At 50.8% G+C, this 19,341-nt stretch carries 16 protein-coding genes, 2 tRNA genes and 1 pseudogene; 15 read left to right on the forward strand and 4 right to left on the reverse strand.

Features of this window, described 5'->3' with window-relative positions; genetic code table 11:
• Positions 1-10 precede the first annotated feature (10 nt).
• Positions 11-490 carry an S-ribosylhomocysteine lyase gene (locus Afil_RS06520; protein ID WP_230267765.1) on the forward strand — a complete coding sequence of 160 codons (480 nt, stop codon included), beginning with the start codon at positions 11-13 and terminating at the stop codon, positions 488-490.
• 222 nt (positions 491-712) lie between these two features.
• Here the strand turns inward: Afil_RS06520 and Afil_RS06525 are convergent, their stop codons facing one another.
• Positions 713-2,011, reverse strand: coding sequence for a CAP domain-containing protein (locus tag Afil_RS06525; protein WP_230267766.1), 1,299 nt, complete (start codon positions 2,009-2,011; stop codon positions 713-715).
• 909 nt (positions 2,012-2,920) lie between these two features.
• On the opposite strand from Afil_RS06525, the gene secA reads away from it, so the two are divergent.
• From secA to Afil_RS06550, 6 genes and pseudogenes are all read left to right on the forward strand, one after another.
• Entirely contained in the window at positions 2,921-5,362 is a 2,442-nt protein-coding gene (gene secA, locus Afil_RS06530) for a preprotein translocase subunit SecA (RefSeq protein ID WP_230267767.1), read from the forward strand.
• Positions 5,362-6,463 (forward strand): peptide chain release factor 2 gene (gene prfB, locus Afil_RS06535; protein ID WP_230267768.1). Its coding sequence is split into 2 segments (ribosomal slippage): positions 5,362-5,433 and positions 5,435-6,463, totalling 1,101 coding nucleotides; the frame shifts between segments, so codons are not numbered across the junction. The genes secA and prfB overlap by 1 nt, the downstream gene beginning before the upstream one ends.
• Positions 6,464-6,788: 325 nt before the next feature.
• Positions 6,789-7,718: a cysteine synthase A gene (gene cysK / locus Afil_RS06540; protein ID WP_230267769.1), complete on the forward strand. Its 930-nt coding sequence runs from the start codon at positions 6,789-6,791 to the stop codon at positions 7,716-7,718.
• A 228-nt stretch (positions 7,719-7,946) separates the two neighbouring features.
• A pseudogene (locus Afil_RS11510) lies at positions 7,947-8,419 on the forward strand (iron-containing alcohol dehydrogenase); the annotation flags it as partial.
• A gap of 105 nt (positions 8,420-8,524) precedes the next feature.
• A complete protein-coding gene (locus tag Afil_RS11515; RefSeq protein ID WP_439647323.1) occupies positions 8,525-9,088 on the forward strand; it encodes a dehydroquinate synthase/iron-containing alcohol dehydrogenase family protein in 564 nt (187 codons plus the stop codon).
• Positions 9,089-9,375: 287 nt separating this feature from the next.
• On the forward strand, positions 9,376-10,317 hold the full coding sequence (locus Afil_RS06550) for a hypothetical protein (RefSeq protein WP_230267770.1): 942 nt from the start codon (positions 9,376-9,378) through the stop codon (positions 10,315-10,317).
• 115 nt (positions 10,318-10,432) lie between these two features.
• On the opposite strand, the gene Afil_RS06555 is transcribed toward Afil_RS06550, so the two are convergent.
• Positions 10,433-10,966, reverse strand: a complete 534-nt coding sequence (locus Afil_RS06555) for an HdeD family acid-resistance protein (RefSeq protein WP_230267771.1) — start codon at positions 10,964-10,966, stop codon at positions 10,433-10,435.
• 361 nt (positions 10,967-11,327) lie between these two features.
• On the opposite strand from Afil_RS06555, the gene Afil_RS06560 reads away from it, so the two are divergent.
• Together Afil_RS06560 and Afil_RS06565 are read left to right on the forward strand one after the other, a co-directional pair.
• Positions 11,328-11,882, forward strand: a complete 555-nt coding sequence (locus Afil_RS06560; protein ID WP_353887486.1) for a DJ-1/PfpI family protein — start codon at positions 11,328-11,330, stop codon at positions 11,880-11,882.
• Positions 11,883-11,891: 9 nt separating this feature from the next.
• Entirely contained in the window at positions 11,892-13,253 is a 1,362-nt protein-coding gene (locus tag Afil_RS06565) for a circularly permuted type 2 ATP-grasp protein (RefSeq protein ID WP_230267772.1), read from the forward strand.
• 165 nt (positions 13,254-13,418) lie between these two features.
• On the opposite strand, the gene Afil_RS06570 is transcribed toward Afil_RS06565, so the two are convergent.
• Positions 13,419-14,267: a patatin-like phospholipase family protein gene (locus tag Afil_RS06570; protein WP_230267773.1), complete on the reverse strand. Its 849-nt coding sequence runs from the start codon at positions 14,265-14,267 to the stop codon at positions 13,419-13,421.
• Positions 14,268-14,644: 377 nt separating this feature from the next.
• On the opposite strand from Afil_RS06570, the gene Afil_RS06575 reads away from it, so the two are divergent.
• From Afil_RS06575 to Afil_RS06600, 6 genes are all read left to right on the forward strand, one after another.
• Positions 14,645-14,720 (forward strand) — tRNA-Arg (locus tag Afil_RS06575).
• 63 nt (positions 14,721-14,783) lie between these two features.
• A tRNA-Arg gene (locus Afil_RS06580) sits at positions 14,784-14,860 on the forward strand.
• A gap of 524 nt (positions 14,861-15,384) precedes the next feature.
• On the forward strand, positions 15,385-16,182 hold the full coding sequence (locus Afil_RS06585) for an alpha/beta hydrolase (protein WP_230267774.1): 798 nt from the start codon (positions 15,385-15,387) through the stop codon (positions 16,180-16,182).
• A 2-nt stretch (positions 16,183-16,184) separates the two neighbouring features.
• Positions 16,185-16,556, forward strand: a complete 372-nt coding sequence (locus Afil_RS06590; RefSeq protein ID WP_230267775.1) for a PTS sugar transporter subunit IIA — start codon at positions 16,185-16,187, stop codon at positions 16,554-16,556.
• 93 nt (positions 16,557-16,649) lie between these two features.
• The gene (locus Afil_RS06595; RefSeq protein WP_230267776.1) at positions 16,650-16,964 is read left to right on the forward strand and encodes a PTS sugar transporter subunit IIB; all 315 of its coding nucleotides are present in this window, start codon (positions 16,650-16,652) and stop codon (positions 16,962-16,964) included.
• A 561-nt stretch (positions 16,965-17,525) separates the two neighbouring features.
• The gene (locus tag Afil_RS06600) at positions 17,526-17,717 is read left to right on the forward strand and encodes a hypothetical protein (protein ID WP_230267777.1); all 192 of its coding nucleotides are present in this window, start codon (positions 17,526-17,528) and stop codon (positions 17,715-17,717) included.
• A 114-nt stretch (positions 17,718-17,831) separates the two neighbouring features.
• Here Afil_RS06600 and Afil_RS06605 read toward each other — a convergent pair whose 3' ends face one another.
• The gene (locus Afil_RS06605; protein ID WP_230267778.1) at positions 17,832-18,584 is read right to left on the reverse strand and encodes a copper homeostasis protein CutC; all 753 of its coding nucleotides are present in this window, start codon (positions 18,582-18,584) and stop codon (positions 17,832-17,834) included.
• Positions 18,585-19,341: the final 757 nt, after the last annotated feature.

A 19,341-nucleotide genomic window follows, 5' to 3' on the forward strand; every position in this document is an offset into this window, starting at 1 on the left:
GATTACTGTTATGAAAAAGGAAGATACCATTGAAAGCTTTACGCTCGATCACGACAAGGTGATCGCGCCTTACGTTCGGCTGATCGGCACCGAAACCGGTCCGAAAGGCGATGTCATTTCCAATTTTGACGTTCGTCTTACGCAGCCAAACCTCGATTTTATCGACAACGCGTCGCTCCACACGCTTGAGCATCTGCTCGCCAAATACCTCCGTCCTCAGTTCGACGGCTATATCGACTGCTCGCCTTACGGATGCCGCACCGGCTTCCATCTGCTCGTCTGGGGCGAACCGACGAGCGAAGAAGCGGCCAGGGCGCTGAAAAAAGCGCTCGAACAGGTGACGGAAACGACCATCGATCAGGTTCCGGGTCTGCACCGCAAGGAGTGCGGCAACTATAGGGAACATTCGCTTGAGGGCGCCAAAGCCTGGGCGACCCGCATTCTCGCACAGGGCATTTCCAGCAACGCCTTCGAGCGCGAAGAAGTCTAGACCCCGGCTTTCCGGAAAAACGAATAAGGAAAATCGAACAGAGAAAAAGGAAACGATTCCCTCGCACAGCCGTGTACAGGCAAAGCGGGTCCGTCGTTTCCTTTTTGTTTTGTATGGCCCATTGGATGACGTAAGTTTTAAGCAGGAAAAGCCTGTCCGTTTCGAGCGCTCGAAACGGGCAGGCGAGAGGTTTATCGAGAATACGGAAAAGCGAAAGACCGTTTAGTCCGCGAACGGAATGCCGTACCAGGCAATGCCTTCGTCTTTCCAGCCGTTAGCAGTCAGGAAGTCCTGTTCGCGCCTGCTGGCGGTGTAGTTATGGGAGCCGGCTTTCGCGTTTGGATTGTAGGCCCGGTAAAGCGGCTGCGCGTTTTCCGTATTTTCCGGAGAATACCAGCCGATCTTTTCGTCTTTCCATCCCTGCGTGATGAGGAAATTTCTTTCCTTTTCGCTCATCGTGTAGTGATGATCGCCCGCGTTTTCGTTGTAGAGACGATAAACCGGCTTGCCGCTGCTGGCGGCCAGCCAGCCGATGCCTTCATACCACCAGCCGGCTTCAATCAGCGCGTTGCGCTCTCTGAGCACGGCGGTATAGAAGTGTTCGCCGGAGTTTGGATTGTACATGCGAAACATGATCTGCGTGTTTTCCGGGGTCTTTGGAAGATAGGCACCCTCTACAGCGTTCTGCGCATACTGCTGCAGCTGCGCGCGGATCTGATCGGTCGTATAGACGGGTTCGCCGTTCGGGCTGTACTGGAAGACCTGACCAAAAACGGACCGGTATCCGGTACGGTTGTTTGTGCCGACCGCAAAACCGGTGACGGTATAGTCCTTGTTTACGATGTTCTGATAGTGGCCGCCATTGGATGGCTTTTCCAGCGTGTACCAGCCGTAAAACGGATTCATGAACTGGCCAAGCGGAACGCCGGGGATCTGTCCCCAGCTCAGGTTTTCGCCCACACTAAAAAGACCGGTATGATCTTCGAGACTGCTGGACGCGTCGGCCTGCACCATGGAAATGGCCATCAGGGAATACGTTACGCCAAGAGCTGGAAGACCTTCCGAAGCCCGAATCTGGTTGCACTGATCAATATAGTCGAGCGCCATCCAGAAATGCGGAAGCGTGATGGTGTCGTTGGGATCATCCAGCGAGCCAAGCGTGTTTTCGAGACCGAAAGCCAGAATCGAGGCGGCTGCCGGCGACTGCGTCATGAAAAAGCCAAGAACGTCCAGGGCCATCGGGTCCTGATGCCGGTATGGTGCCAGCCACTGGGCGACCGTTTTTGAATCGTAGGGAACCGCGATATTGACGTGTGCGATTTCCGGGAGAATGTCTTCATCATACGGGGTATACGCGTCGCTGCTGTCCAGGATGTATGTCTCGCTGCTTTCCTGCTGCATCGGCTGAAGTTCTGCGGATGCAGACTCTTCGCTTTCCTTAGCCATCACGCTGACGGGCGTGCTCGCGCCAAGAAGCCCGACAAGCGCAAGGACCAGAGCAGACTGGATTTTTTTCTTCATCTTTTCCTCCTTGTTTCTGCACAGTAAATCCGACGCTTCTGCCATGCGGCGAGACCGGAAAAGCACATGCGGCCGCATTACGCCAGCCTCATGCCATACACGGTTTCTTCTGTGCAGACTGACCAGCCTATTCTGACACGGATCGCGCCAAATCGAAAACCGCGTGGCATCGCGGCTTCGCATTAGAGAAAAGCATTTCTCGTCAGAACCGACGAAAAAACACTCCACCGGTTTAAAGGCAGACAGAAGAGAAAAAACAGGAATCGGATCACGCTCCTGGCGCATGTGAAAATTCCCTTCAGACCGATCCATTCGGATAAAGGATTTTTCCGATGTAAAACGTTTTCCGTGTACATTTGGAAAATCGGGTCCGCTTTCCGCAAAGACGATGGAAAGCTTTCTCGAAAAAATCTTCAAAAGCTCTGTGAAAACGACAGGCTGTCCGGATCCCTTTCGACGACTGAAAAAAACAGTCGGAATCGAAGGGGGTCCGGGCAGAACCGGCCGCTCTTTTGAGAAGGAAGCATTCAGACTGGTATGACGTTCTCATCCCTTTGAGATGAAACGGGCCGAATGGCGGTATAGAAAAATGGAAAAAAGAAGAAACGGATGTATTAAAAAGCGCATGCAGGCTTTTTAAATACGCAAAAATAATGATCCGTAAAGAAGATTTCCAATATTTAACGGTGTATTTATGCTGAATAGCGTATGATACTTTTCATTCCTGCAAGCCGTGCTTTTCCTGTAGACTTTCTAGGAAAAATGCGAAAATTTCGGGGAAAAAGCCGGCAGGGAAAACCCGTACGGATCGGGTTTTCCGGCCGTATCCGCTTTCAATAAGCCATAGAGGTTCATGAGCGGCTATGATAGAATGAAATGAATTCGTATGAGATTTGAGAGGAGAAACACATGGCTCTTTTTGGAGGTCTGTTCTCTGAGGACGCTAGAGAACTGAAAAAACTGGAAAAAACAGCAGATCTCGTTCTTGCCCGCGAGCAGGAAATGAAGAATCTGTCTGATGATGAACTGAGACATAAAACCGATGAATACCGTGAACGTCTTGCCAAAGGCGAAACGCTTGATGATCTTCTGCCGGAAGCCTTCGCGACAGCCCGCGAAGCCGCCAGCCGCGTGATCGGTGAAAAGCCGTTCAAAGTGCAGGTTGAAGGTTCCATTGCGATGCATCGCGGCGACATTGCCGAGATGAAAACGGGTGAAGGTAAAACGCTGACAGCCACTATGGCGGTTTACCTGAATGCCCTCGAAGGCAAAGGCGTTCATGTTATTACCGTCAATGAATACCTCGCCGGACGAGATGCGGCCTGGATGGGCGAAATTTACCGTTTCCTGGGTCTGACCGTCGGCGTAAACAAGCATGAAATGAGCGAAGCGCAGAAACGAGAAGCGTACAACTGCGACATTACGTACACCACCAACTCCGAACTTGGATTTGACTACCTGCGCGACAACATGGCCCGCCGCGTCGAAGACCGCGTACAGCGCGGCCTGCACGTCGCCATCGTCGATGAGGTCGACTCCGTTCTGGTCGATGAAGCGAGAACCCCGCTGATTATTTCCGGGGGTTCGAAAGATACCGCAAACCTCTACATTGCGGCCGACCGCTTCGTAAAGACTCTGACCGCTCCGGAGTATGAATACGACAAGAAAACGAAGGAAAAGGAACTGCTTTCCGGCGACTACGACATCGATGAAAAAATCCGTCAGTGCATTCTGACCGACAGCGGTGTAGAAAAAGCCGAAAAGTTCTTCAATGTACCGAACCTGTACGACCTGAACAATACCCAGCTCGTACACCACATCAACCAGGCGCTGCGTGCCAACTACATCATGACCAAGGACGTGGAATACGTAGTCAGCGATGATTCCGAAATCGTCATCGTCGACCAGTTCACCGGACGTACCATGCCGGGACGCGTATTCTCCGAAGGTCTGCACCAGGCCATCGAAGCGAAGGAAAACGTGCCGATTAAGGAAGAAACGTCTACCCTGGCTACGATTACCTACCAGAACCTGTTCCGTCTGTACGACAAGCTGGCCGGCATGACCGGTACCGCCAAGACCGAGGAAGAGGAATTCTTAAGCACGTATAACATGCGCGTTATCGTCATCCCGACAAACCGTCCGATCGCCCGTCAGGACCTTCCGGACGAAATCTACGTGCACAAGAGCGATAAATACAAAGCGCTCGTTGCCAAAGTCAAGGAACTTTACGAAAAGGGCCAGCCGGTTCTGGTCGGCACCATCGCCGTAGAAGTTTCCGAACTGCTTGACAAGATGCTCAATGACGAAGGCATTCCGCACGAAGTGCTGAACGCCAAAAACCACGCGCGCGAGGCGGAAATCATCGCCAAGGCCGGCCGTCCAAAATCCGTAACGATCGCCACCAACATGGCTGGCCGCGGTACCGACATCAAGCTGACTAAGGAAAGCCGCGAACTCGGCGGTCTGGCTGTTCTCGGTTCCGAGCGTCACGAATCCCGTCGTATCGACAACCAGCTGCGCGGCCGTTCCGGCCGTCAGGGCGACCCCGGATTCTCCCGCTTCTACGTTTCTCTCGAAGACGATCTGATGGTTCGCTTTGGTACCGACAAGCTCAAAAACCTGTTCTCTTCGCTGGGCGAAGGGCAGATTGAGTCCAAACAGGTTACCCGTTCGATTACAATGGCTCAGAAGAAGGTCGAAGGCTCGAACTTCGATACCCGTAAAAACGTTCTGGACTACGATGACGTTCTGCGAAGACAGCGTGAAATCATTTACGACCAGAGAAACAAAGTTCTCGAATCCGACGACGTATCGGATATGGTCAGACTGATGATGGAAAAAGTCATCGAGCAGACGCTCCAGGCGGACCTGTCGGATGAGCGCAAAGGCGAAGTCGACCTGCCGGAACTCGTCCGTTCCCTCGAAGTGCTCGGCCTGAAAGGCGATCGCGGCTTCCATGTCGAGGAGCTCGAAGGCAAGAACTTCAACGAACTCAAGGACTACATTTTCAACCGGGTATGGAAAGAATTCGACGAAGAAATCGATCTCGTCCGTGAACCGTTCAAACGCTACGAAAAGGACATCGTTCTGGCCACCATCGACCGCAACTGGGTTGCGCACATCGACCTGATGGAAAAACTGCGCGCCGGCATCGGTCTGCGCAGCTACGCCCAGAACAACCCGCTGCAGCAGTACGTGCAGGAAGGCTTTGACATGTTCGAGGAAATGAACCGTCGAATCGACCGCGAAATCGTTTCGAACCTTCTGAAATTCCGCGCGCCGAAACCGCAGCCGACGAACAAGGTCGAGCAGGTTCGGGAAGCCGCTAAAGAAAGAGTGCAGAAGTAATGGAACTTTTTGAACTGAAACAAATGCTTGCTACTCACCTGGAGAAGTTGGACTCTCTGGGTGAGTCGCTTTGACCTGCCATCCAAGGAAAAGCAGATTGAAGACTACGACCGGCAGATGCTGGCGGAAGATTTCTGGAGCGATCAGAAAAAAGCCCAGAGCGTAATCCGCAAGCAGAACTCCTTAAAGGACATTGTCACCTCCTATAACGAACTGCGCGCCGACATGGATTCCGTTTCGGAAGCGTATGACGTGCTCAAGGAAGAGATGGACGAGGATCTGCTGGAAATGGCCTCGGAAGAAATGGAAGAGGCCGCAAAGAAAATGGAAACCTTCCAGGTGAAGGTTCTGCTGTCGGGGGAATACGACGATTCCAACGCCATTCTGGAATTCCATCCGGGAGCCGGCGGAACGGAAGCGTGCGACTGGGCGTCCATGCTCTATCGCATGTACACCCGCTACGCACAGAATAAGGGCTGGAAAGTAACCGTGCTCGACTATCAGGAAGAACAGGAAGCCGGTCTGAAATCGGCGACCATCCTGATTGAGGGCGAAAAAGCCTACGGCTATCTCAAAGGCGAAAAAGGCGTGCATCGTCTGGTGCGCATTTCGCCCTTCGATGCGGGTGCTCGCCGTCACACTTCGTTTGCGTCGGTGGAAGTCATGCCGCAGTTTAACGACGACATCGAAATCGAGATCAAGCCGGAAGATCTTCTTGTGGAAACCAAACGCGCGTCCGGCGCGGGCGGTCAGCACATTAACAAGACCGACTCCGCGATTCGCATGGTCCACCTGCCGACGGGCATCGTGGCGACCTGCCAGTCTGGACGAAGTCAGATTCAGAACCGTGAAGAAGCCCTGCGCATTTTGAAATCCCGGCTGCTTCAGCTGGAAATCGAAAACCAGCAGAAGAAAATCGCCGAACTGCGCGGTGAAGTCAAAGCTAACGAATGGGGATCCCAGATCCGTTCGTACGTTCTGCATCCCTACACGATGGTCAAGGACGCAAGAACCGGCTGCGAAACCAGTCAGGCCCAGAGCGTGCTCGACGGGGATCTGGACGGATTCATCTTCGCTTGGCTGAACTCCCAGGTCAGCTGATCGCGAATTTTGTACAAGGCTGTAAACCGGCCGGCGCTCAAAACGAGATGCCGACTGGTTTTTTGTATGCTGCAAAGCGGAAAGAAAAAGATTCGGCAGAAACAGACTTTTTCAAAATCGCTCAGGAAAGCCGGGAAACGGGACATTTTCCAGACACCGCGCTCTCACTCTCGATGAAGAGCGATAGGATGGAAACAGGACGATAAAAAACGGACGGCTTTTGAGCGGACTGCGGCTGACGACGGGGTCCGATCGTCATGCGGGAGTGCTCCCAGGCCGATCCCAAAAGTAAAAGCCAGTTCAGGATGGCAAGAAAGGATTTCCAATGAAAATTCATGAGACGATTCTGGATGTGATCGGCAATACGCCCCTGGTGGAAGCCGGTGTACTGGAACAGGAAAACGATTCGAAAGCCCGCGTGGTCTTCAAGCTGGAAGCGCTCAATCCGGGCGGATCCGCAAAAGACCGCATTGCGCTGCACATGATTGAAAAAGCCGAAAAAGAAGGGCGCCTGAAAAAAGGCATGACCATTATTGAAGCCACTTCCGGAAATACCGGCATCGGCGAAGCGCTCGTGGGCGCACGCAAAGGCTATCGCACGATTATTGTTATGCCGGATTCTATGTCGATAGAACGCCGCAATCTGCTTAAGGCCTTCGGCGCGGAAGTCGTTTTGACCAAAGGCAGAGAAGGCATGGCCGGCGCGGTAGCCAAAGCCGAAGAAATCGGAAAAGAAATCGGCGATGTCTTTGTACCGGGTCAGTTTGAAAATCCGGACAACCCTGAAACGCACTATCTGACGACCGGTCCGGAAATCTGGGAAGATACGGACGGCAAGGTCGACATTTTTGTTGCCGGCGTCGGCACGGGCGGAACGCTCAGCGGTGTCGGAAAATACCTCAGGGAAAAAAATCCGAACGTGAAAATCGTGGCGGTCGAACCCGCCGGCTCTCCGCTGCTTTCGGGCGGCAAAGCCGGTCCACACAAGCTGCAGGGCATTGGCGCCAACTTCATTCCGGATACGCTCGATCGCTCGATTTATGACGAAGTGATCGAAGTCAGCGACGAAGACGCGCTGAAAACGGGCCGGGATCTGGCGCGCAAGGAAGGTATTCTGGCCGGCATTTCCTCCGGCGCGGCGGCAGCCGCGGCTTTAGAACTGGCTTCCCGTCTGGAAAACGAAGGCAAGCTCATTGTGGCGCTCCTTCCCGATACCGGCGATCGCTATCTTTCCAGCGAAATGTTTACAGACTGATCGAATACAGATACACAATCGAAAAAGAATATGAGAAAACGGCAGGCCGCAAAGGGCCTGCCGTTTGCCGTATAGGGGACACATGGTTTAAAAGAAGCGCTGCAGGCACAACTCGCTGGTTTTGACGATATATACCGCTTTTCTCCCCCCCATACGGCATAAAAATTGCGATATATGTTTTATGCCAAGAAATGTAAAGGGTTACATCAAAAACAGGAGAAAAAGAAAATGGTAAATCGTTTTGTTCCCAATGCCGTTTCCTATCACGGCAAAGGGGGGATTCAGGAAATTCCTGGAATCGTCCGAAGCAAAGGCTTCAAAAAAGCGTTTATCGCGACCGACCCGGATCTGGTGAAATTTGGCGTAACGAAGAAAATTACCGATCTGCTCGACGCGAACGGCATGGACTACACAGTCAATTTCGACATCCAGCCCAACCCGACCATCGAAAATGTGCAGCACGGCGTCAAAGCGTATAAGGAATCCGGTGCAGACTCCATGATTACCGTCGGCGAAGGAAGCGCATGGATACCGGCAAAGCCATCGGCATTATCATCAACAACCCTGAGTTTGCGGACGTTCGCTCGCTCGAAGGCGTTGCCGACACGAAAAATCCGACTGTCTTCACCATTGCTGTCCCGACGACAGCAGGAACCGCTGCCGAAGCGACGATCAACTACGTGATCATCGATCCAGAACGCAAGCGTAAATTCGTCTGTGTCGATACGAACGACATTCCTAACGTGGCGATCGTTGACCCCGACATGATGAGTTCCATGCCTAAAGGGCTCAGAGCTGCAACCGGAATGGATACGCTGACGCACGCAATTGAAGGCTGCACGACCGCAGCGGCCTGGGAACTGGCCGACTGCCTCAACCTGGAAGCCATTCACCTGATCAGCCAGAATCTGCGCAAGACGGTCGAAAACGACCCCGAAGGCCGTGAAGGCATGGCGCTTGGTCAGTTTGTAACCGGCATGGCGTTCTCGAACGTCGGCCTGGGCATTGCCCACTCCATGGCGCACACACTCGGTGCGTTCTACAACGCGCCCCATGGCGTAGCGTGCGCAATCCTGCCGCCCATCGTGATGGAATACAACCAGAAAGCAACCGGCGATAAGTTCAGAAAAATTGCGGAAGCCATGGACGTCGATACGACGGGCATGAGCGAAAAGGAATACCGCAAAGCTACCATTGACGCGGTGAAGAAACTTTCCGCCGACGTAGGCATTCCAGAAAAGCTGGATGCGCTGCGCGAAGAAGATCTCGATTTCCTTGCCGAATCCGCCTATGCAGATGCGTGCCGTCCGGGAAATCCGAGAGAAACCTCCGTTGCGGACATGAAGGACCTGTCCCGTAAACTGATGTAATCTGACGCGATCCGCTTTTACCCGGCATGGCGAAGCGGATCTGGGAACATACGCTGTTCTGAACCGATTTGCGGCTCTGATGCAAAGATCCGATCAAGGACCTGAACGATCAGAGCCGCATTTCTTTTTGTCCTGTTTCTTTATTCCTTGTCGACCGGTTGTGTCTGCCTGTGGGCGTCTGAAGAGAATTTCGGATTTCTTGGTGCGGCAGGGCGTCTGTCCTAAAATGGAAGCGATAAAGAAGAATCCAGTCCGTTAACGCTCTGGAAGAAAGGAGAATACAGAATATGGGTATGTTTGATTTTTTAACGTCCGGCGCAATTGAGGAAATGCTGAATGCGATGAGCGACGAAGAAAAGAAACAGATTCTGGAGCAGGCGCACAATCTTGCCCAGAACATGGATATGCAGACGCTTGCAAGGCAGATGTCCGATCTCTCGGACATGTTTAATACCGAGAGTACAGGACAGCCGGAGACAGAGACCGATTCTGAACAGAAAAACGGCGCGCAAAGCGGCGTTGAAGAAGAGCGTATGGAAGAAAATGCCGATCCAGATTCCGTAAACCAGAGCGCTGATCCGTTGGAAGAGGAGCCGGCTGGATTCGTAAGCGAAGAACAGGAAGCTGAAAAAGAAGAGACCGCAGAAGAAGAGACCGCAGAAGAAGAGACCGCAGAAGAGGAAAGCGAAGAAGAAGCCGAAGGCGAAGAGGATGAAACTGAAGAGGATGAAGAAGAGCCGACAATTGATGCCTTCTTTGGTTTCCGTCCGATTCTGTGCACGGCGATGGATGCGCAGACCAGAGAGTTTCTGGAAGCGGCGATGGATCTGGAAATTTACTATGAAGACATGGAAAATCCGGATCTGAGCGCGTCCGTTCTGTTTTTAGCCAAGGCGCTTCTCAGCCTGCTTCGTGAAGGTGTCTGTCCGTATCTGGCGGAACTTGGCGTGCCCGGCTTTAATCGTCCCGACGATACCCGGCTGGAAGACTACACACGCTTTGCCTCGGATACTTCATTTGACTTTTCCATTCTCAACGACAGAAAGCAGCGCGTTCTGGCAGGAAGTCTCATGAATGAAATCCTGCATTCCACCGCACTGTGCGCTCTGGCAGAAGCCCTTTACAGCGCACAAAACGATCGCATCGATCAAAAGACGCTTCAGGAACTCAAAGCGCAGCTGGAAGAAGAAGGTCTTCTCGAAAAGCTGGTTTTGCTGGAAAACGCCTGATTCATTCCGATGCGATTCAAATGAAGCTTCCATACTAGACGAAAGCACCGGCTGATCGGGATCGAACAGCCGGTGCTTTTAAAACCGAAGAAATGTGAATTGCAATAAATGGCGCTTAGCGGCTCTTGCGTGTCGCAAAGGCGTCAAAGCAGAGAACAACTGCCTGAACGATCAGCGCAACGCCGGCAATCGTCATAATCGTATCGATGATGGATCCGGGTTTGATGACGAGGAAAATGCCAAGAGCCAGAAGGCAGAGGGCAACAACCAGGGAGAATACCCAGCTCGAAGCGCCATAGCTTTTTAAGACGAGCGAAGACTGAATCTGAACAATCGAGTTGATCACGAGCAGAACGCCGACGATGATCGGGATGAAGTTGATGATCGTATGCGGCCAGCACACCATGATCAGACCGAGAACCAAAGACGGAACGCCGGAAAACATCGGAGCTGTATCGGCGGATTTGTGGACGCCGAAATAGACGTAAAGCATGTAGGCGCCATAGGCGATCAGAACAATGCCGATGATGCGGACGACGGTCGTCAGAATGCTGCCCTGGAAGAAGCAGAGCGCCAGTCCGCAAAGCAGATAAAGAAGCGCCAGAACGAGCGTATCCTTTACGTTGAAATTAAACATATACCTTTTCATTTGAAAACCTCCAGATCTTCTGTCTCCATTATCGCCGAATTGAAAGGCAATAAAAGCAGGCAGGCCCGAAAGAGTCGAAAGAGATAGATAGAACGACCGTACTGTCTAAACGCAAAGACTGCCTTTCTGAAGCAGAACGTAAGAAGCGGATCGAAGAAACAGACGCTCAAAAACGGATGGACCGGTGCTGGCTCGACAAACCAGAACGGTTCAGAGGAAGAAAAGAAGAAAGTGAATGCGGAAGGGAAGGAAAGGAACAAACTCGACAGCATGTCATTTTTCTTGCTTACAGCGATTTCCCTATGGCAAACGCATCCGTCCTGAGCGCCGAAAAAGGTAAGATGAAACTGCAGAAAGAGAGATGGTAATTATGAAAAAAGCCGCTGTACTGATGGACAACGGATTTGAAGAACTTGAGGCCATGGGCCCGATTGCTCTGCTCAAACGAGCCGGCATTGCGGTGGACCTGGTCAGCGCGGCCAACCTGCGCGAAGGAACCGGCCGCTTTGGAATCATCTATTCTCCAATGATCCCTATGGATCTCTATGACTTTTCACAGGCGGATGCCCTGATTATCCCAGGCGGTCCGCACTATGCGCTGCTTGAAAAAAATCCAAAAGCGCTCGAAGTCATCCGGGAAGCCTGGAACAATCCAAACCAGATTGTCGGCGCGATTTGTGCCGCTCCGACGATCCTTGGCCATATGGGCCTGCTGGAAGGCAAGAACTACACCTGCTTTACGTCCATGAACGAAGACTTTAAAGGCAGCTATAAAGAGCAGGGAACCGTAACGGACGGAAAACTGATTACCGGCCGTTCCGCGGGCTACTCGATCGACTTTGCCTATGCTCTGATCGAAGCCCTGCTAGGCAAGGAAAAGCTTGATCAGCTGAAGGCTTCGATTTACGTGAAGTGAGCGTGAGTAATGAAGTCTAAAGCAGTTACGAAACTGGAACAAAGCTGGCTGGGGCATATTCGGCAGAATCCGACGCAAAGTCATCTGAGCGCCCTGAAAACGTCGCGCGCCATTCAGAACTCGCCGCTCGAATACGAAGTACCCGGCGCGGTGAATCCGGTGGCCATTTACACGCGGACGCTGCACATGCCAAAGTTCTTTTCCGATGCGGATGAAAAAGCGTTTGCGCATCTTTGCGATCAGTTTTATGGCATTTTTGAAAAGACGATTGCCGCCTACAAAGCAAATCCCGAGGTGCGAAAACTGTTCGGTTTTGATGCGAAACTCGAAGAACTGATTCAGATCGATAACCGCTATTCGAGCGCGATTCCCATGCTTCGCATCGACATTTTTTATAACGAAGACGACGGCTCGTTCAAAGTCTGCGAATTCAACACCGACGGAACGTCCGCCATGTATGAAAACCAGATGATGGACGAATTCATGGCGCTGAACAATGTATGGAACGATCTGAAACCGGCTGTGCGTCATCAGGAACTGATGGACAGCTGGGCCGAAAGTTTTCTGCAGGACGTGAAGGAAGCCGGAGTGGAAGACAAGCCTGCCATTGCGATCAGCGATTATCTGGAAAACGCCTATCTGCCCGAGCTGTACGCGTTTCGCGACTTGTTTGAAGCCAAAGGCTATGTCTGCGAAGTCGTGGATGTCCGCGATTTTGTGTTCGATGGAAAGGCACTTCGAAGCAAAAAGACGAATACCGCGTTTGACGCGATTTACCGTCGGGCGGTGACGAGCGACGTGCTGGAAAAATACGATGAATCGACGGATTTTCTGGAAGCCGTTCGCAAACAGGCCGTCGTTCTGGTCGGCAATTTCCAGACGCAGGTCATTCACTCCAAGGCGATCAGCGAAGCTCTGTTTTCGCCGGTGCTTCGCCAGTATTTCACGCCGCAGGAATGCGCGTTTCTCGATGCGCACCTGCCGCAGTCCATGGATCTGAGTGATGCCGATCTTACCCGGCTTCTCGAACATAAGGATCAGTGGATTATTAAACCGAAGGAAGGCTATGGCGCCAAAGGCGTGTACGCGGGGGTCGATCTTTCCCAGGAGCGCTGGAAGCAGCTGCTCGAAGATCTGACAGGACAGCCGTTCATTGTCCAGGAATACGTGCCGCATTATCGCAGCGAAAACATTGACCTGCTGAGCGATCACGGCTTTATCGGCTACGCCAACCTGACCGGTCTGTATGTGTATAACGGCCATTTTGCGGGCGTGTATTCCCGCCTGTCCGATGCCGGTATCGTTTCCACGCAGTATAACGAACGGATGGTCCCGACCTTCTTTGCAGACGAGGATAGAGATTCTCAGTAAGTCCGTCCCTTTGGCCAGAACGTCTGGTTCTGTCTGGCACAATACGGACAGAAAGTTTCCCAACAAAAATCCAGTACAGAAATACCCCGTCCGGGATTCTGCCTTCTGGCCTTATCCCGGACGGGGTATGCATGTATATAGAGCTGGATCGAAAAAAACGGAGATCTATTTCTCTTCGGGCTTTATGAATTCGGCAATTTTCAAACCGTCCTTGAAGCCTTTGAGATAAAGATGATGAAGCTGTTCCGGATTGCGGTTGAGCGTATCGACGCCGCATGTATCGTTTGGCGCGATGACGAGAACCTTGCCTTCCTTTTCCATCTGCAAAGCCCGCTCTACGTCTTTGTTGTAGCGGGCAGCGCGTTCGCGAAGGCCCTGCGCGGCGAGGGGATAATGGCCCATGAAGGAAGCTAATGTTACATCCTTGCGGCTTGAGCGCACCAGATCCGAGGGCTTGGTGAGAATCAGAACAATTTTATCCGCACCGAGTTCAATGGCTTTGTCGATGGGAACGGGATCGGAAAGCGCACCGTCAAAAAACGGAATGCCTCCGACTGGATACGGTTTGTTTACAACGGGAATCGAACAGCTGGCCTTGAAAATGTCATACTGGTCTTCGTCCATCCAGGAACTGTCGAAATAGGCAGGCTTGCCGGTGATGGCGTTGGTCGCTACAACGATCAGCTCCGCAGGATTTTCTTTCATGGCTTTGTAGGCGAGGGGATATTCACCGTCTGTGTTCGAAAGGAAACTGTAAATGTAGTCCATGTCGATATAGGAGCCGCTGCGCAGAAAGTTCGAGGCCGACATGTATTCCGGACGTCCGGAATAGTCCCGGTAAAATTTGTACGTCCGTCCGATCTGCCCGGCGATAAAGCTGGCCAGGTTGGCGCTGCCGGCGCTCACGCCGATTGCGATATCAAAATGAACGTGTTCTTCGAGGCAGGCATCGAGAACGCCCGCCGCATACATGCCGCGCATGCCGCCGCCAACATCAATTACTGCAGTTTTCATTCTTGAATTAACCTCCTGATGTCTGAAAAAGTTTTCGGAAAAGTTTTCGGAAAAAAGAAAAATAGAGTTTCAGACAGATTTCATATTTGACCGGGACGTTTGTGTTTTCAAGAGAAACGGCCGTTCTTTCTTCAACAGAACGGCCGGAATGTACAAAAGCAGATGGGATAAAGGAATAGAAGGGCAAATTGCAAGGCGAAATACGCGGGACTGTGCGCGATGCAGCGCATAACAGAACGTGCGATAAGAGGAAAAACAAACGCAGCAAAAAGAATATTAAGATTTCGTTGGTGCGGCAGGCCGGATTCGCTCTTTGTCCAGACCTGTTTTTGGCCCGCTTGAAAAGAGAGGAGTGAGGTTTTATAATAGCTGTACATGTGCCCGTAGCTCAATGGATAGAGTAACAGATTCCGATTCTGGTGGTTGGAGGTTCGAGTCCTCTCGGGTGCGCCATTAGAAAATTCGAGTCAGCGAAAGCTGACTTTCTCTTTATATGTCTGCTTTGCGATCTGCATTGTCCACGTAGCTCAGCTGGATAGAGCACACGCCTCCTAAGCGTGGGGTCGGAGGTTCAAATCCTCTCGTGGACGCCATCGCCAGTCCCGGAAGTCTGATCTCAGGCTTCCGCTTTTTTCTGTTTGGACGAACATCATAATTCGCCGCTTAGGCAAGGCACCGAAAATGATTTTTACGGCCACTTTGAAAAGATAAATTCTTTCTCGGAAAGGTAAAATTTCACATTCTTTTGAGAATCGCCGGGAAGAATGAAAGTTTAAAAATATGATCGTGCAGTATAAACAAGTGAATAATTGCCCGAGCATTAAAAAAAGCCGCAGAGCGGCTTCTTTGTTCGTCCCGGAAGGGAGATTCTGGTGGAAATTTCAACCGGAACGAACATTTTGATAATAACAAATCAGGCTCAATTGTGGTAGTGGAATAAAAGCGAAGTTTGATAAAAAGACGAATACAATTAAAATAAGTCATCCAAATTAAAAATAAAGCTAGTAAACAGATGTTCGTGTGAATATTTTTTACGGGTTTTTAATCCTTAAATTATCGCTGGATTCGATACGGTACAATGAGAAAGAACAGATCTTTCGAAGAAAGGAACTCTTTTATGATCAGTAAAGTACCTGTCCGAATCACTCCGCTCAACCGGCTTGGCTTTGTGGATGTCTACCTTCCAGATGACTATTACCAGAGCGAGGAACGCTATCCCGTCCTCTATATGTTTGACGGTCAGAATCTCTTCTACGATGAACAGGCAACGTTTGGAACGTCCTGGAAACTGAAGGACTATCTCGATGCCGCGCAGCGCAAAGTCATTGTTGTGGGCATTGAATGCGATATCCGGGGACAGAACCGGCTTCACGAATACACGCCGTATGCGCTTGCCCAGACGTTTTACGGGGAAACGGCAGGAAAGGGTGCCGTGCTGATGGAATGGATTATTCAGAAACTGAAACCTGAAATTGATTCCACCTATCGAACCTGGCCGCAAAGAGAAGCAACCGCGATCGCAGGCAGCTCCATGGGCGGCCTGATGGCTTTTTATGCGGTGATCCACCATAATGAAGTGTTTTCAAAAGCTGCATGCCTTTCCCCGTCCTTTGCGGTATGTGAAGAGGAGATTTCCAGAGAATACGAACAGACCGTTCTCGATCCAGATACCCGGATTTACTGGTCGTTTGGTTCCCAGGAGCTTTCGCCGAGGCAGAGAATGGAAGCACAGATGCTGCTGGATGAATACCGGAATTCTCTGATCGATCGCGGCGGACTGGGAAAAGTCGTGATCGCGGAGGACGGACGGCATGATGAAGCCTCATGGGGTGCTCAGAATGAAGCGGTTTTCCATTTCCTCTGGGATGAACCGGAAAATACATCCATCGCAGTCAATTCACTGACAGGAGTATGAACATGAATACCGATCTTGATATGATATCTTTTGGAATGATTGCGGATGCATCGGAATCCCGCTCTCTGGCTCTCGAAGCCGTTTCAGCAGCCAGAAAAGGGGACTACACCCGATGCGAAGAATGTCTGGCGAAAAGCCGCAAGGCGTATGACAAAGCCCATCGGGCGCAGACGGATGTCCTTTTTGAGGAAATGAACGGAAAAACACGGCAGGTCAACGTCCTGCTGGTGCATTCCCAGGACCATCTGAGCTCGGCTTCGGTCGTTCTTGAACTTGCGGAACAGATGATCAGCCTGATTAAAACGCAGACCCGACTGGAAGAGCGTACGTCCAGACTCGAAAAACGTCTGAACGAACTTGAAGATCGGCATTGAATCCCTCTGCTTCAAAATCAGGCGGACTGCACGTCACCAAGCAGTCTGTCCAAAGCCAGATCCGCAAACCTGTAAAGGGAAAAAGGAGAGGAAATGAGAATTGATCTAATTTGTTCCGGCGGACTTACCTCAAGCTGGATCGTCAAAAAAGTAGAGGAGTACATTTCGAGCCGGAAACTGCCGTATGAACTGACTTCCCGCGGTCTGGGAGATTATTATCCGGTTTCCCGTCATGCGGACGCGGTTCTGCTTGGTCCGCAGATCGGCTACTACAAAGAGGAAGTGGAAAAACGTCTGGGCGTACCTGTAGGCGTCATTTCTTCCCGGGACTATGCGCTGGCTAACGCCAAGGAAATTCTCGCGCTGGCAGAAACCGTCGCCAAAGAGAAAAAGGCCCGCAAGGCCTGATGAAACCCATCCGCGTCGACAGCCGATCTGTCTGCGCAAACACGAATAATGAAATGAATTCACGAAACCAGAAGGGGTGCTGTCGCACCTCTTTTTTCGTGAACGGGAGGAAGAAACGAATCGGATCCCAAGCGAAATTTTGCCGAATTGCTAAGAAGCCAGAAAAGAAAAGATAACGAACGAAAGGAAACAGTCGTCAAAAACGTTTTCTGTGCAATAAATTATCCAAAACATGCGAAACATCATAAAAAGAGGACGATTGCAAGAAAACACCCCGTAAATTTACTGAAAAAATGTAAAAATAAGAGCGTTAGATTTGAGAGAATTTTCATAAATTGGGAAAATCCAAAATGGACCTTGGAAAACTCGACTGAGGCAGAGGACCCAAAATATAGATAAAGCAATCTATTCATAATAAAAATGATTGAAATCTGTTAAAGAAAACTTTAGAAAGTCCATTGAAAATCCTTGAAAATAAAAAGTACGATTTAGATAGTTTTCAATATATCCGTTCACTGCTCCAATCGACTGGACAGTCCAATGAGTAAGGAGGAAGCACACATGTCTAAAGAAGTCGAGAATTTACAGATGAAAGAACTTGGTGACGTAAAAGTACTTGTCGATGAGGATAAGATCCAGAAGACTCCGGCTGATCAGGATAGACGGTTCGGACAGCTTCTGGAAATGCTCTGGCGTCAGGATGAAGATCTTCAGAACGAGACTGAGAGCGAGCTCGAATCTACAACCCTCTAGTCCAGAACTTCAAAGAATAAATACAGCCCTGTTTGATCAGGCGCTTAAAAAAGGGATGCCGCTGCATCCCTTTTGCTTTGAAAAGACAGAGTGAATTCAGTGCATTCGAAAAGATCAGATCGTATCGCAGGCTTGGCGAAAGACGCGGATGACCTCCACACTGGCGCATGGATAATCCATCGCATGTTCGCCTGGATAGGCGGAATAGCTGACTTCGCCTCTCTGAGTCGTCGGGTCTCTTTTCCAGGATTTTGCGGAAGAATGGACCTGGTGTACTCCGCTTTGACGAAGGAAGTCTCCAACGTTTTCTGGATTGAGCCCAGCACCGGCCAGGATCTGAATCTGATCACCATAGCGCTGCTGGATTTCCTTGAATACCAGAGCGCCTTTTGGTGCAGATGACTGTGTACCGCTGGTCAAAATGCGATCCACGTTCAGATCGATCAGTGTCTGAATGGCCTGGCTGTAGTCCGGAACGACATCGATCGCCCGATGAAAGACCGCCTCTTTGTCTGGATACGTGTGGATCAGCGTAACCATCTGCAGGGTCTGGTCCGGATCGATCGTTCCATCCGCCCGCAAAAAGCCAAAGGCAATTCCGTCGGCTCCAGAGTCCAGAAAGTCTCTGGCTTCCAGAAGCATGAGCGAAAATTCTTCGGGGCTGTAATGAAATCCCGCTTCACGGGGCCGAACCATGCAGATGATGGGAATGGAACACTGCGCTTTGGCTTCCTTGAGCACGCGCAGGGAAGGAGACAGACCGCCAAGAGCAAGCGCGCTGTTCAGCTCAATTCGATCCGCTCCGCCATTTTGCGCAGCCAGGCAGTCCGCGAGGGAGCCGGCACACACTTCAAATGTCGTTTTCATAAAAGTTTCGGTTTCCTTTTCTTCTTTCTCTTCTTATATGTATGAAAATCGAATGTATGGGAATCGAACGTTCTCGCTGCGGGCACGGCTCAAAACCGCAGAATGGAAATTCTGCATTTTGAGCGTCCGTCGCAGGAACGTTCTGCAATCTCCCTCCATTTTAACAGCGGGGGTTAGAGCAGGGGCTGGAAAGAAGACGGGGCCTTTGGGAAAGGTAAGATCCGAACTGGAATTTACCGTTTCAATTTCCGTATTTCCCCCAGGACTGGAATTTACTATTTCAATTTTCTGAAGGCTCGCCGCGAGTGCTTTAATTTGACAGACTCCGTAAAGATGGAGTATCTTAACAAAGATGTTTGAAAGCAGACAGCCGCTGGAAGGACACAGTTAAACCTCTCGTAATCCCTAGATGTGAAAGTATTTTAAAAATTCACAAACAAGGCTTGCGGAGACGAAAAGGCCGTGGTATTCTAAGTGAGCGTTAAGGGAATCACTTCCACGACGCGTCAAATCACCTTTAGATATCGAAGAAAGCAACTTAAGTGAAATCATTAAAGAAATTCACAAATAGTTGTTGACAGAGATTTCTGACGATGATATGATAAACAAGCCTTGTGAGAGACATTGAGTTTCTCACAAACAGATGGCTCTTTGAAAACTTTACAGACAGATCAAGAAATTCGAAATACACAACGTCGATTCTTAAAATCACAATAAGTACTCGAACAATCATTTATTCACGAAACATAAACGCATA

It is taken from the genome of Allobaculum fili (genome assembly GCF_020969955.1).
In the GTDB taxonomy this organism is placed as follows: Bacteria; Bacillota_I; Bacilli_A; order Erysipelotrichales; family Erysipelotrichaceae; genus Allobaculum; species Allobaculum fili.

Excerpts from the sequence above, each read along its gene's own strand:
- Afil_RS06520 (WP_230267765.1), top strand. The coding sequence starts at position 11 with ATGAAAAAGGAAGATACCATTGAAAGCTTTACGCTCGATCACGACAAG.
- Afil_RS06525 (WP_230267766.1), bottom strand. The coding sequence starts at position 2,011 with ATGAAGAAAAAAATCCAGTCTGCTCTGGTCCTTGCGCTTGTCGGGCTT.
- secA (WP_230267767.1), top strand. The coding sequence starts at position 2,921 with ATGGCTCTTTTTGGAGGTCTGTTCTCTGAGGACGCTAGAGAACTGAAA.
- cysK (WP_230267769.1), top strand. The coding sequence starts at position 6,789 with ATGAAAATTCATGAGACGATTCTGGATGTGATCGGCAATACGCCCCTG.
- Afil_RS11515 (WP_439647323.1), top strand. The coding sequence starts at position 8,525 with ATGGATACGCTGACGCACGCAATTGAAGGCTGCACGACCGCAGCGGCC.
- Afil_RS06550 (WP_230267770.1), top strand. The coding sequence starts at position 9,376 with ATGGGTATGTTTGATTTTTTAACGTCCGGCGCAATTGAGGAAATGCTG.
- Afil_RS06555 (WP_230267771.1), bottom strand. The coding sequence starts at position 10,966 with ATGAAAAGGTATATGTTTAATTTCAACGTAAAGGATACGCTCGTTCTG.
- Afil_RS06560 (WP_353887486.1), top strand. The coding sequence starts at position 11,328 with ATGGTAATTATGAAAAAAGCCGCTGTACTGATGGACAACGGATTTGAA.
- Afil_RS06565 (WP_230267772.1), top strand. The coding sequence starts at position 11,892 with ATGAAGTCTAAAGCAGTTACGAAACTGGAACAAAGCTGGCTGGGGCAT.
- Afil_RS06570 (WP_230267773.1), bottom strand. The coding sequence starts at position 14,267 with ATGAAAACTGCAGTAATTGATGTTGGCGGCGGCATGCGCGGCATGTAT.
- Afil_RS06585 (WP_230267774.1), top strand. The coding sequence starts at position 15,385 with ATGATCAGTAAAGTACCTGTCCGAATCACTCCGCTCAACCGGCTTGGC.
- Afil_RS06590 (WP_230267775.1), top strand. The coding sequence starts at position 16,185 with ATGAATACCGATCTTGATATGATATCTTTTGGAATGATTGCGGATGCA.
- Afil_RS06595 (WP_230267776.1), top strand. The coding sequence starts at position 16,650 with ATGAGAATTGATCTAATTTGTTCCGGCGGACTTACCTCAAGCTGGATC.
- Afil_RS06600 (WP_230267777.1), top strand. The coding sequence starts at position 17,526 with ATGTCTAAAGAAGTCGAGAATTTACAGATGAAAGAACTTGGTGACGTA.
- Afil_RS06605 (WP_230267778.1), bottom strand. The coding sequence starts at position 18,584 with ATGAAAACGACATTTGAAGTGTGTGCCGGCTCCCTCGCGGACTGCCTG.